Origin of the sequence: Desulfopila aestuarii DSM 18488 (assembly GCF_900143695.1) — a bacterium.
In the GTDB taxonomy this organism is placed as follows: Bacteria; Desulfobacterota; Desulfobulbia; order Desulfobulbales; family Desulfocapsaceae; genus Desulfopila; species Desulfopila aestuarii.
Map to the genome: position 1 here is coordinate 107437 of NZ_FRFE01000003.1, position 13267 is coordinate 120703.

Consider the following 13267-nt stretch of genomic DNA (forward strand, 5'->3'; position numbering starts at 1 on the left):
ATTTACTCTGGTCGCTGTTTTTTATCGCGTTCAAATTCGGCAAGATGGACATCAATATGCAGCGCCTGCATTCTCTGGGTAATGGTGTCGGACTGGACCGAAGAGAGCACCACGTGGTTCGAGTCCATAATAAGGATGGAACGGGTGCGTCGCCCTTCGGTGACATCGATGAGCTTACCTTCCTGCTTGGCCAGCTCCTTGATTTTCCGTGCCGGAGATGAGCCGGTATTGATCACGGCGATTATCCGCTCGACCATCACGGTATTGCCAAAACCTACGTTCAACAGTTTCATGATTCTCCCAACAAGTACTGAGGTCCGAACGCACTACTCTATATTCTGAACCTGCTCCCGCATCTTCTCCAGCTCGCTTTTCAAATCGACCGTCAGGTGGGCGATACCGGCGTCGTTGATTTTCGAGGCCATGGTGTTGACCTCGCGGAGAAACTCCTGGATAAGGAAATCAAGTTTTCGTCCCACCGCCGCTTCTTCATGAAGGAAATTTTCAAACTGCTGGATATGACTGCGCAGCCGGACAATTTCTTCGGTCACGTCAGTCTTATCGGCAAGGATCGCCACCTCCTGCGCCAACCGCTGAGGATCGATCTCCACGTTGCCGAGAAGCTTCTCCAGCCGTTCCTGCAAATGTTTCTCCCGCTGTTGCAGCAGCTCAGGAATCGATTTCTCGATCATCGCCACGGTATCGCGAAACCCAATGAGCCGGGTGGTCAAATCGTCAACCAGAGCAGCGCCTTCCTGTCTGCGCATGAGATCGCAACCAGCCAGGGCTGCATCAAGCGCCTTCTCCACATACGGCCAAATGGCTTCGATATCTTCCTCTTCCTGTTCCCGCACCAGTACATCGGGATACGAAGCAAGCTGGGCAAGCGAGACCGTATTCTCGAGTTTGAAGGAGTCGGCAATTTGGCCCAGGGCCTGACGATAGTTTTCCGCAAGCCCGAGGTTCACCTTGACATGCAGCAGATCGGAGAAATCACCACTGACAGAGAGTGCCAGATCCACCCGGCCCCGCTGATGAAACTCAGAGACTTTTTTTCGGATCGGTTCTTCCAGAATCATATAGCCTTTCGGCAATTTGGATTTCAAATCGAGGAATCGGTTGTTAACACACCTCAACTCGACCGTCCAGAGTCGCCCGGACTTCTCCGCTTCTCCCCGGCCAAAACCAGTCATGCTTCGTACAGCCATACATATCCCTCTTGCAGTGGCAATGATGAGTTTGCCAACAGACGCATCACAATGATATCAAAGTGATTGCATGAAACACACCTGAACTGAATAGACTTGCGGCCCAATAGCCGCAATTACAGGAGCGCTGAAATAATAAAACGATGCAGAGAGCCATGCTCCCTGCACCGTTTCACAGATCACCGGCACAACACCGGTAAACATCTGAGTACTTCTTTACTTCTTGGCCATGGCAGCGTTGAGCTCCTTGACTATGGCTTCGCTGACATCAATGGCCTTGTCAAAATAAATCACGCCGCCTTTGATATCAAATATTGCCGTATAGCCTTTCTTTTTGCCATAATCCGTTACAACGCCCTCAAGGGCCTTGAGGATTGGCTGGAGTTCTTTTTCCTGAAGCTGCTTGAGTTCAAAGTTGGCATCTTCTGTCTTGGTCTGCAGTTCCCGACGAAGTTTCTGAAGCTCACGAGCCTTCTCAGTCTTCTTCTCTTCGCTCCAGGCAGAGCTCTTCTTCTCGATCTCTTTCTGGAGGGCAACAAGAGCATCCTGCTCGCCTTTGAATTTGCCCTGAAGGTCCTTCATTCTGGCCTCGAATCTTACCTTGGCCTGCTTGCCACTATCACACTGGGTAATGATACGCTGGACATTCATCACCGCAATTTTTGTTTCAGCAAGAACTTGACCTGCCCCGAGGACACAAAGTGCACTCAACAGGGTTACAGCAAACAACCACTTTTTCACAATCATGACCTTCTCCGCTTGCGCCGGTTTGCGACCCTTCCGCAAACCGGCTGATTATCCTGGCGAGCCTTATTCGATCACAAAGTCATCACGACGATTCTGAGCCCAGGAGAGCTCATCGTGGCCATGGAGAAGAATTCGCTCTTCGCCATAGCTGACGGTGCTCATTCTGCTCTCAGCAACACCAAGGTTCATAAGGTACTTCTTTGCGGCAAGAGCACGTCTCTCGCCAAGTGCCATATTGTATTCGTTGGTTCCGCGAGGATCGCAGTTACCTTCGATACGAATGTTCACATCCTGTTTTTTGTTCAGGAAGTCAGCATTTACTTGAATGCGGGACTCCTGATCGGATTTGATGTCCGAAGCATCAAACTCGAAATAGACCGGCAGCATAGGTGCTGAGGTCCGTCCTTCACTGATACCGGTGGAATTGGAGTCCAGCGACTCCTCACCAGCTTTCATTTCGGCGTCTGTTGCTTTCTTCGTTCCACAACCAGACAAGGTAAGCAGTGAAACACACACTAACGCGGGCAATGCAACCCGTACATTCCTCCACATGACAAGAACCTCCTAGAAATTCTCTAAAATGAATTTTACTACGACAGACACCTGGGATAAGTTTCAAGGGATGATTATAGAATTTTTCATCCACTTTTCTTCCTAGGCTATATATAGATGAAAACCCACAAATTCAACAATTTTTTTTCGTTGGCGCATGATTTCCTGCAGAATAACTCCAGATACTCTTATCCTGGCCTACAAGTTTTAGCATAAATTATTACTGTCCGTTAAGTGAATAGCTGGTACACTATTGCTATACGGCAACATAGTACCGACAGGTGCACTTTAACACATTTTTTAGTTAGGACAATGACTACCTCAGCTTCAATTTTCTACGATAGTTTGCTGGCAAGTTGGGAGTTCGGAGATGTATTTGGCATCTCACAGGAAGTGTTCGATCACGTCTGGGCCAAGCTCTCTGCCAAAGACGGCAACTCGGTCGCCTACATTTCCATGGAAATCGGCGCCGACCCCGATGTCTACAATCCTGTAAAAGACAGGCTATTACTCGCTCCCCAGGCTGGATTGGTGTCAGAAAAATATCGGTATTACCTTAATAAATATTTTAACGGTTACCAGAAAATACCGAATTACAGCGGCGGGTTAGGTATTCTCGCCGGGGATACCCTGAAGAGCTACGCAGATTGCCGACTGCCGGTTGTGGCGGTCAGCCTGCTCTACCGAGGCGGATATTTTTCCCAGGTTGTCGACTCTCAGCTGGGCCAACTTTCCCAGAAAGTTGTCTGGCCGCCGGAAAAAACCCCCTGCCTCTTCAAACTTTGCGACCCCAACCAGCCAGACCAGCCGCTGGTTATCGAAGTTCCGTTTTTCACCCGAAATAACACTGAGCTGTATATCACCGCGCAGGTTTGGATAAAACTCGAGGTAAATCATACTCTCGACTATTTTGTCCCGGAGATCCTGCTCGACTTTGCCGTCCCAGACGCACCCGAGATTATCCGCTCAGCCGCTACGCAACTCTACAATTCAGAGTCGTCCATCACCAAGGCCATCCAGAGACGTATGCTCGGCATCGGCATCCTCCCCGCCTTACGGGCACTGGGCATCACCTCCAGGACCTTTCATCTCAATGAGCAGCACGGGGTGGTGCTCGCTATGCAGCTCATTGCCGAAGAATTGCATACGACCATGATTGAGGAACGGACAACCTCCCATAACATCGATCAGATCATGACTGCCGCCGCCCGGGTGGCAGACAACCTCGTCTACACCATCCACACTCCCGTGAAAGCGGGACACGACCGATTCAACAAAATACTTTATCGGGAGATCTGCAGTACCACCTGCCAGCATGTCCTCGATATCCTTGCCCAGGACGAAGAGCACCCGGACGAATACAATTTCACCAACATGGCCATGCGGGTGAATCGCTCCGCCAACAGCGTCAGCCGTCTGCACCGCGATGTCACCCATAAACAGTTTCCTCAATTTGCCGAGAAGATTTCCGCCATCACCAACGGCGTTCATCATCTCACCTGGATCAGCGACGAACGGGCCGCAGTCTTCGATTCATTCCCACTGCTGGACAACTGGCGCAGCAATCCCGGAGTTTTTGCCAACTGTACGACCCTCATTAACGATTATGATTTTCGTGCCAGTCTGCAGAACGCCTGGCAGCACGATACCGGGACTCTTATTGACTATGTCAACGAGATGCTCCATCAACACCGGCAACAGATGACTGAAACCTGGATCAACCCACCCAACTATTTTTCCACCATTTTTGACGGCAGCACGATTATCCGCCCAGATGTGTTCACCATCGGGTTTGCCCGGCGCTTCTCCACCTATAAGCGGGCTGATCTCATTTTCTACGACATGGATATGCTCTGCCGGATTATCTTGGAATGTGGCAAGCCGATCAATTTCATTTTTGCCGGTAAAGCACATCCTGCCGATGAACCTGGAAAAATAGTGTTGAAAGAACTTCTCGGTCGCCAGGAGGAGCTCTACAAAAAGTCAAACGGTCTCGCCAGCCTGATCTTCATTCCCGGTTACGACATGGCCATTGCCAAGATGCTGGTCGCAGGGGTTCACGCCTGGCTGAATTGCCCGAAACGGCCGCTTGAGGCCTCGGGAACCAGCGGCATGAAAGCCGCCATGAACGGCGTGCCCAATCTCTCCATCATGGATGGCTGGTGGGTCGAAGGGTATCACGACGGCTCTACCGGGTGGAAGTTCGGCCATGAAGGGCCCATCGACACCGCAAGCCTCAGCGAGTCCCGGGAGGAGCTGCTCTATTTCGAGGACTCGAGCTCGTTTTACATGCTCTTGCCCAAGGTCCTTGATGAATTTTACAACACGGAAAATTCCGACGCCTTTTTGAACAGAAGCATCAACAACCTCCGTCTCAATATACCTGTTTTTAATACTCATCGGATGGCCGCCGAGTATCTGGCCCGCTATCAGCTGGAGCTGCCGGAGGCACAAATGGCTGAGATGGCCGGCTATGCAAAACTTTATAGTAGTGATAAATAGCTTTTCAGTTTATAAAGCGTGGTTAATTTAAACGTGTAGGAACATCATTCAACGATATTACCCGCCCAGCGGGAAGATCTTCCGGGAGACCTTTATGGCAAAAGTAAGTATCAGCGCGAGCCGATCGACCGACAAAACCATCCGTGCCATCGACCGCAAACGCGAGCGGGAACGACGGACCATGTTCCGCACGGCCAAAGACCATGCCGAGCCTCTCGCCGCAAAACTCGTCCAGCGCCTGATTGACATGGAAATCATCGAAATCTCTTCAGTGACCAGTATCAGAAAATCTATCGAAGACCAGCTTCATAAGCTGGCCATGATGGAAGATTTCGATCTGCAAATGAAGATCGCACCGGTTCGGACCCTTGTTCAGGACCCGAATATCGTCAGTCTCTACCTGACCCAGTATGTGGTTGAAGACCTTGTTGACCATCCGGATGTGCTCGATGTGTTTGGTGATGATCTCGATGTGTATCGAGCCATTGATTCTGTCCTCAGGGTATTGAGACAACAGTGATTCATCCCCGCCAGGTTCCGTCCCTGGTCATTGCCGATGACCAGGGAAATATCACCGATTTTCCGGAACTGCAGATGACCGGCATGGCCGCCGGCAACTTCAGTCGTCCCAATCTTGACGATTTGATCCCTCTCCCCGAGGGAAGTGAGTTATTTGCACTCCCCATGCGTCTGCCCGTAGGCTGCGATCCGGAGACCGGCGAACCACTGCTTGTCGAAGAAAACCCCTTTGAACCCGGACGTTCAGTCCAAGCAGTAGCTGCATTTATGGCCCCGGCCCACACTGCCATCTTCAGCAGTGCTTACCAAAGCCTACCCAACGCGCCCACCCTGCCGCTCTTTGCCTATACTGCCGTCGGCTGGTACGACAACTGCTTCTGGGTTCCTGCCTTTCGTAGCGACCAGGATGTCCGCCAGGACTGCAGTCAATATAGCCAGGCCAACGTTGCCAGAAAGACTAAGACAAAGTTGAAAACCGAACGGAACAACCGGCTCATCCAGCACCTCGGTAAATGCTGTCTCACCTATGGTTGCCCGGCGGCTCGAAATTATTTCCTCGATCGATGGGAGGCACCGCTACCCACTTCACCCCAATGTAACGCCAGATGCGTGGGCTGCATCTCCCTGCAGGAATCAGGCTGCTGCCCCTCCACTCAGGATCGCATTAACTTTGTGCCCACCCCAAAGGAAATCAGCGGTATGGCTATCCCCCATCTTGAGAAGGCTGAACGGGCCATCGTCAGCTTCGGCCAGGGTTGTGAAGGGGAACCGCTGCTGCAGGCAGAGACCATTGAACAGGCCATACGCTTGATGCGGAAAGCAACCCAACGCGGCACCATCAATCTTAACAGTAACGCCAGCCTGCCCAAAAGTGTGGCCAGACTTGCCGCCGCCGGTCTTGACTCCATTCGGGTCAGCCTCAACTCAGTACAGGAAAAATACTATAACCGTTATTACCGCCCGAACGGTTACCGGTTCGAGGACGTAAAAGAGTCCATCAGGGTGATGAAACAGGCCGGCAAGTTTGTCTCGCTCAATTATTTCATCCTTCCCGGCTTTACCGACTCAACAGAAGAATTTGCAGAACTTTGCCGGTTTATCGAAGAGCTGAGCCCCGATTTTATTCAACTGCGCAATCTCAACATGGATCCCGAGTGGTATCTGCGGACCCTGGAATTTCCAGACAAACAAAAAGCGCATGGCATGAAAAGGTGGTTCAACGAACTGCAGGACCATTTTCCTGCACTTCGCTACGGATATTTCAACCCCTCTCTCGACCCTTCCTGCACCCCACCGCCAATGCTGCCGTAGTGAGGCCGCTGGCTGATAATGACCACATACACCACAATTATCTGCAGATATGCAGATTTCCGTTGTATATTTTCCAGACTGAGATAATATACCAGATAATAAAATTTCCTACAGACAGGGGCTAATATCATGGAAAATATGATGGAATCATTACCAAACATGCGATTGACCACCCAACGGCAGATCATCCTTGAGGAACTCGGGAAAGTAACATGCCATCCGACCGCTAATGAAGTCTACGATATGGTACGTAAACGGCTGCCGCGAATCGGGTTGGGCACTGTCTACCGCAATCTGGAGCTCCTTGCGGATAGCGGTGTCATCCTCAAGCTTGAAGTTGGTGGAACCCAAAAACGTTTCGATGCCACCGTCGACCCGCATTACCATATCCGTTGCTCCGCCTGCGGCAAGGTGGATGACATCGACATCCCGTTGCAGGAACACATCAATCAGGCAGCTACTGCTGCCAGCAGCTACAAGGTACTCGGTCACCACATCGAATTCTCCGGTTTTTGCCACAGCTGTCTTGCCAAAAAACCTGACTGATCCAGCATCATCTTTGCGTCTCGAACCAAAAAAGGGGTCACTGCCGTATCCGGCAGTGACCCCTTTTTTTCTTTTCTTGCGCCCAGAGGAGCATGAAGCACTTTTCAGTTGAACTTCACCCGGCAAAATCGTCGTTTCCCAACCTTGATCAGCAGCTCACCTTTCGGCTCAACCGTGCCGTTCAGATCGGTAATCTTTTCCCCGTCAATACTGACAGCATTCTGCTTGATCATCCTACGGCCATCTGAGGTGGAACTCACCAGATCGGCATCCATAAGCAGCTGTGGAATCCACACCGGTTCGCTTGCTGTGAAGGCAACTTCTGGGATATCATCTGGCAGTCCGCCTTTACGAAAGACTTCCTCAAAATTCTCCTCTGCCGCCACTGCCGCATCAGCACCATGGAATCGCGCCGTCAGTTCACGGGCAAGTTGTTTTTTCACTTCCTTGGGATGCAGTTCACCACTTTCAATTCCCGCTTTCAACGCCGCAATCTCGCTATTGGTCAGATCGCTTAGCAGCTCAAAGTAACGGAACATCAATTCATCGGAGATGGAAAGGACTTTGCCGTAAATATCGTTTGCCGGCTCGGTAATGCCGATATAGTTGCCAAGTGACTTGCTCATTTTGTTGACGCCGTCCAAACCTTCGAGCAACGGCATAGTCAACACCACCTGCGGCTCCTGACCTCGTGAACGCTGAAGGTCACGGCCCATCAAAACGTTGAAGAGCTGATCGGTACCACCCAATTCGACATCAGCTTCCATAGCCACGGAATCGTAGCCCTGAATCAACGGGTACATGAACTCATGGATAGAAATAGGCTTGCCGTTGTCAAAGCGGGTGCGGAAATCCTCTCGCTCAAGCATCCGGGCCACGGTGAGCTGGGAGGCGAGCCTGATCATGTCATACGAGGTCAATTGGCCAAGCCAGGTGGAGTTGAAAACGACTCTGGTCTTCTCTGGATCAAGGATGCGGAAAACCTGATCTTTGTAGCTTTCGGCATTGCGAGCTACATCTTCAGGAGTCAAGGCTTTTCTCGTCTCTGATTTACCGGTTGGGTCACCGATCATACCGGTGAAATCGCCGATCAAAAAATAGACATCATGACCAAGATCCTGAAAATGCTTCAATTTCTGCAACAGCACAGTGTGGCCAAGATGCAGGTCCGGGGCTGTTGGGTCAAAACCTGCCTTGACCTTCAATGGCACTCCGGTTTCCGCAGATTTTTTTAACTTTTTAATCAACTCCTCGCGGGACACCAGATCCACCGCCCCGCGCTCAATCAACTCCAGCTGTTCCTCAATCGCAATCATCATTCCTATCGCCTTGTCGTCTCTCTCGTTATTTGCCGTGCCTACTCTGTACGTGTTCCCTAGAGCTACCTAAGGCACCAATCCTGCTTCCCTTGATGAATGATCATGCAAGCTTCTTGGACGTAATGCACGTCTCTTACTTCGCGTATTCCACTGCCCGCGTTTCCCGGATAACGGTAACCCGTATCTGTCCTGGGTACGTTAACTTTTCTTCAACCGAACGGGCAATGTCCTGACTCATCAGAATTGCCGCCTCGTCACTGATCTTATTGGCGTCAACAATGATGCGAAGATCACGACCAGCCTGAATTGCATAAGATTTGTCAACTCCCGGACAAGAGTTGGCAATGTTCTCAAGATCCTCAAGGCGCTTAACATAACTCTGAAGCATCTCTTTTCTCGCACCTGGTCGCGCACCGGACAGAGCATCGGCAGACTGAACCAGTACATCGAGCACGCTCTGGGGCGGCTGGTCCTCATGATGGGCGCCGATGGCATACACGATATCGTCAGCCTCGCCATATTTGCGGGCAAGGTCACGGCCGATAATAGCATGGGACCCTTCGACTTCATGGTCAACAGCCTTGCCGATATCATGGAGCAGTCCAGCTCTTTTGGCCATCTTGACATCAAGTCCCAGTTCGGAAGCCATGATGCCGCAAAGAAAAGCCACTTCAAGCGAATGCTGAAGAACATTCTGCCCATAGCTGGTCCGATAGCGCAATCGTCCCAGGAGTTTGATCAATTCCAGATGAACACCATGGGCACCCACGTCGAACGTAGCCTGCTCGCCGGCCTCACGAATCGTCACCTCAAGCTCGTTGGTCACCTTGTTGACCACTTCTTCGATACGGCCAGGATGAATCCTGCCGTCACCTATCAACTGTAGAAGGGCCAGACGAGCCACTTCCCTGCGAACAGGGTTGAAGCCGGAGAGGATTACCGCCTCAGGGGTATCATCGATTATGATATCGATGCCAGTAGCCGCTTCTATTGCCCGGATATTCCGGCCTTCACGGCCAATGATTCGCCCTTTCATTTCATCATTTGGCAGGGGTACCATGGAAACCGTTTTGTCAGCCACATAGTCACCGGCATAACGGGAGATAGCGAGAGCGATAATATTTTTTGCCTTGCGGTCAGCCTCCATTTTCGCTTCATTCTCTATGCGGGCCAGCCGTTTAGCCGCTTCCATCCTGGCCTCACTCTCCATGGAATCCATCAGCATCTTTTTCGCTTCTTCCTGACTGATCCCGGCAATTCGCGCCATTTCATAACGCTGCTTGGCTAACAGGTCATCAACCTCTCTGTTTTTTTCCTCGATGCTGACTTCCTTATCTTTGAGCTTCTCTTCAGATTGCTGTAAATCCCGCGTCTTTTTCTCGAGGGTATCCCACTCTTTTTTCAGGTTTTCCCGCTTCTTCGCCAATTGCCGTTCTTCGTCTTTCAACTCCTCACGGTCAGCCTTCAACTCTTTTTCCAGAGCCTGCTTGACCTGATACACCTCTTCCTTACTCTGAAGTATGGCTTCCTTCTTTAATTGTTCAGCCTCAACGATGGCCGTCTCGATAATTTGCCGACTCTGGGCCTGGATATTGCGCTGATGCCCTTCAATAAACTGTTTCCGGAGCAAGTAACCGATAGCAGCTCCGAAACACAGCCCGAGAAAAAGAAACAGCGACGGATGATTCAATACGCTCATGAAAGATTCCTGTTATATGCAGTAACTGGAGATACAGGAGGGAATGAACGTCGTAGGAAATGAGGAAACGAGGTGGGGTGGAGGATACAGGACACGAGCCGTTGTGCAATAACTGCAAGACTCACAGCCCATTCAGGGACAATTGCCGAGAAAATCGGCATGGACCCAATGATTCGGATACCTTGCCCGGTCACAAAAGCGACCAGACCGGGAACACACCGGCGTGTAGAAAACATCCACGGCCTGATTTATGCCGGGTTCTGGAGAGGTCGGAGAACATCTGGCCAGCGCAGCCACAACTGTTTACAACAGTCGAGCAGCCCTGCCATTATCATTCATAGTCTTAAATTGACAACGAAATAACGTCCTCCATGTTCATCGTAGCTGAAACACAGCTCAACCGATAATGCTTATGGCTGTAACCTGTGCACCGCAAACTCTCCGAAAATTCTGCTTACCGCACGAGCGATATATTCTTTTCGTGCCGTTTGATCCGACACGCAAAAACAGATATCTGAAAAAGCTAACCTGCTTCCTTATCGTTTCTCTACTCTTTCAAACAGCATTCCTGCCGCACCCAGTCTTCTCTGATTCAGCCAGGTCAAAGGCTTTCGCCAATGTTGTCACAACCCGGATATATGCCAAATCCGCAAAAACCCCAACTTCCCCATCCACACACGAGACAACCGACGTGCAACATAATGAGTCGCTGATTTTTCTGGATGTTTACGAAGTTGACAATATATAAACAAAGCGAACGACTGCATATCCGCTTTGAGACATTAACTTCCCCGCACTGCCGTGTCGGCAGGTCAGTTAAACCTAATGAATTAGGTGGGCAGAACTCATGTCCGCTTCAGGGAATTCCTAAAAGGATTTTCCTTAATCGTCCAGTGGAGATGCCCTTTTTTTGGGAGTTGGCTCAACACACTCTGTCAATCACCAACAGCGCAGGGAAAAATTGCCGATTCTACTTCCGTGAGTGGTAGAATCACTCTATTTTTTACTCATTTATCTATTTAATACTACTGTTCCAGTATAGCAGACTTTCCGTTAAACGAAAACAAAATATACAACCCTGTATCACTCGGAAACAAGGCGGGTACGAATCTCTTCGCTCAACTGGGCAGCACGGGTATCATTATCAAAACGATACTTTTCATACTCTTGTTTTAATTGCACATATTTCAAAGCGATATTCAGGCAAGCCATAACAGCCACTTTACTGGCAGGCACATTGCCGCGCCGCGAATTCCCGTCCCCTTCCACCTCTTGTCGCACGAGAGAGAGTATTTCTTCCATCTCCCTTTCGCCGGTAGCGGTATAGAACTGAAACTCCTGCCCGAGAAGCTCGAACCTGACCAGACGTTCCGACCCTGACATTACGCTCCTTATCCGCTATGATGAACGTTGACCTGCTTATTCGCCGTAACCGGCCTGTTTTTCTGACTCCTGACCCGACTCTGCAGCCTCGTTTTTCATCGAGCTGAAGAGATTACCCTGGCGGCTGGAGTCAACGTGAGGTTCATCCTCATCAAACACTTCCTCGCCAAGATTAATCTCCCACTCTTCAATCTGCTCAAGGATGTTGCTGACCCGGCTGCTGATCTCTACACGCTCGTTATCATTATCTGCCAGCTGTGCTTTGAGGTTGACGATGGTTTCATCCCGATCTTGCAAGTCCTGAGTCAACCGGCCATTCTCTTCTTTCAGATCCTGGAAGCTTTTCAATAATTTTGCAACAAAACTCTCCAGACGTTTCAGTTCGTTTTCACTATTCATATCATCACTCCTGTTCATAGGATACTCATGTTTTCTGGTAATTCTTTCCTGTTACGCATTACAACGGCAAACGCTTCTTTCGTCCCGGCTCAAAGAACCTGACACCTTCTCACCCTTATCAATGCCCTTTTTCTTATCGAAAACAGGCCCAACAAAGAGGTGTTCAAAGCAATGCAGCGCATCAACAGCCATTCGTTTTCACTCATGAAAATGTCCAATGCGCCAAGCATGGTCGATGCAATGAGTCTGGTCCGTTAATTTTTGCTGACTATACCATGCGCCGCTTGTTCCGCAAGCGGGAATCGTGCGCCACCAACACCTCTTTTACAACCGGGTATACTTCCAGCTGAGGGGCCTGGCATTTTCATATGGCATATAGCCATGAAATATCCGAGGATCATCGTCAAACACCAATGGTAAGAAAAATTTATCCCCCTCCCACATTGGCAGTTCAAGCAGCCGGTCGACCTCAACCCAGCTGAGATCACCCTCCTCGTTGCCCTGGTAAGGCTCCCCTTCGAAACGGTCAATGCGAAAAATAAAGCCGAGCCAGTCCTCGCCGTTTGGTCCAAAACCGGTCCAGTTGATAGTCCCCCTCAACACCGTTTCGACACAGACAATGCCCGCCTCTTCACCGATCTCCCGGGCAAGACATTGAAAGACGTCTTCCCCTGGCTCCATTTTACCGCCCAGTCCATTATATTTTCCGAGATGCTGGTCGTTATCTCGTTTATTACGATGAACCAGCAACGTTTTTTTCCTGTCGGGTGACAATATGTACCCTAGCGTCCCAACTATTGGTGTGTACACAGAATACTCCTTTTTATGCGCAAAGCCTTCAGCCGGAACTGCCGAATATCGGGGAAAAACTGTTCCGGGTGGCCATGAGTTATGCTATAGTGAATGACATTGTTTATTCGATGTACAGCAGGGCCTAAACACTGAGAAGGATCGAGGGCTGCAATCGGAGTCCCAAAAAGCCACCGACCAGATAGTGTCAATATCCTGCATACCAGCGCCATTGAGTTTCCAACATTTGAGCGCGTCCCTATCTCTCGTATCGAGCACTGCCCTATGTACCC

Annotated in this window: 13 protein-coding genes and 1 other RNA gene; 4 read left to right on the forward strand and 10 right to left on the reverse strand. The window is 50.3% G+C overall.

Annotated elements, in window-relative coordinates; genetic code table 11:
* Positions 1-2 precede the first annotated feature (2 nt).
* The 4 genes from BUF15_RS03985 to pal all read right to left on the reverse strand — a co-directional run bounded on the left by BUF15_RS03985 (position 3) and on the right by pal (position 2507).
* The gene (locus BUF15_RS03985; RefSeq protein WP_073612163.1) at positions 3-293 is read right to left on the reverse strand and encodes a DUF370 domain-containing protein; all 291 of its coding nucleotides are present in this window, start codon (positions 291-293) and stop codon (positions 3-5) included.
* Positions 294-326: 33 nt separating this feature from the next.
* Positions 327-1208, reverse strand: coding sequence for a YicC/YloC family endoribonuclease (locus BUF15_RS03990; protein WP_073612164.1), 882 nt, complete (start codon positions 1206-1208; stop codon positions 327-329).
* A gap of 216 nt (positions 1209-1424) precedes the next feature.
* A complete protein-coding gene (locus tag BUF15_RS03995; RefSeq protein ID WP_073612165.1) occupies positions 1425-1955 on the reverse strand; it encodes an OmpH/Skp family outer membrane protein in 531 nt (176 codons plus the stop codon).
* 63 nt (positions 1956-2018) lie between these two features.
* Positions 2019-2507 carry a peptidoglycan-associated lipoprotein Pal gene (gene pal, locus BUF15_RS04000; protein WP_073612166.1) on the reverse strand — a complete coding sequence of 163 codons (489 nt, stop codon included), beginning with the start codon at positions 2505-2507 and terminating at the stop codon, positions 2019-2021.
* A gap of 312 nt (positions 2508-2819) precedes the next feature.
* On the opposite strand from pal, the gene glgP reads away from it, so the two are divergent.
* The 4 genes from glgP (at position 2820) to BUF15_RS04020 (ending at position 7385) form a co-directional block, all read left to right on the forward strand.
* Entirely contained in the window at positions 2820-5009 is a 2190-nt protein-coding gene (gene glgP / locus BUF15_RS04005; RefSeq protein WP_073612167.1) for an alpha-glucan family phosphorylase, read from the forward strand.
* A gap of 94 nt (positions 5010-5103) precedes the next feature.
* Positions 5104-5529: a hypothetical protein gene (locus BUF15_RS04010; protein WP_073612168.1), complete on the forward strand. Its 426-nt coding sequence runs from the start codon at positions 5104-5106 to the stop codon at positions 5527-5529.
* A complete protein-coding gene (locus BUF15_RS04015; RefSeq protein ID WP_073612169.1) occupies positions 5526-6839 on the forward strand; it encodes a radical SAM family protein in 1314 nt (437 codons plus the stop codon). The genes BUF15_RS04010 and BUF15_RS04015 overlap by 4 nt, the downstream gene beginning before the upstream one ends.
* A gap of 129 nt (positions 6840-6968) precedes the next feature.
* Complete coding sequence (locus BUF15_RS04020; RefSeq protein WP_234981110.1) at positions 6969-7385, forward strand: Fur family transcriptional regulator; 417 nt, start codon at positions 6969-6971, stop codon at positions 7383-7385.
* 104 nt (positions 7386-7489) lie between these two features.
* Here BUF15_RS04020 and tyrS read toward each other — a convergent pair whose 3' ends face one another.
* The 6 genes from tyrS to BUF15_RS04055 all read right to left on the reverse strand — a co-directional run bounded on the left by tyrS (position 7490) and on the right by BUF15_RS04055 (position 12995).
* On the reverse strand, positions 7490-8701 hold the full coding sequence (tyrS, locus tag BUF15_RS04025) for a tyrosine--tRNA ligase (protein ID WP_200802329.1): 1212 nt from the start codon (positions 8699-8701) through the stop codon (positions 7490-7492).
* Between the two features lie 136 nt (positions 8702-8837).
* A complete protein-coding gene (gene rny, locus BUF15_RS04030) occupies positions 8838-10403 on the reverse strand; it encodes a ribonuclease Y (RefSeq protein ID WP_073612170.1) in 1566 nt (521 codons plus the stop codon).
* A 784-nt stretch (positions 10404-11187) separates the two neighbouring features.
* A non-coding RNA gene (gene ssrS / locus BUF15_RS04040) (6S RNA) lies at positions 11188-11363 on the reverse strand.
* A 123-nt stretch (positions 11364-11486) separates the two neighbouring features.
* Complete coding sequence (locus BUF15_RS04045; protein ID WP_073612172.1) at positions 11487-11786, reverse strand: cell division protein ZapA; 300 nt, start codon at positions 11784-11786, stop codon at positions 11487-11489.
* A 36-nt stretch (positions 11787-11822) separates the two neighbouring features.
* The gene (locus BUF15_RS04050; protein ID WP_073612173.1) at positions 11823-12185 is read right to left on the reverse strand and encodes a hypothetical protein; all 363 of its coding nucleotides are present in this window, start codon (positions 12183-12185) and stop codon (positions 11823-11825) included.
* Between the two features lie 324 nt (positions 12186-12509).
* Positions 12510-12995 (reverse strand): NUDIX hydrolase, encoded by a 486-nt coding sequence (locus BUF15_RS04055; RefSeq protein WP_073612174.1) that lies wholly within the window; start codon positions 12993-12995, stop codon positions 12510-12512.
* Between the last annotated feature and the right edge of the window lie 272 nt (positions 12996-13267).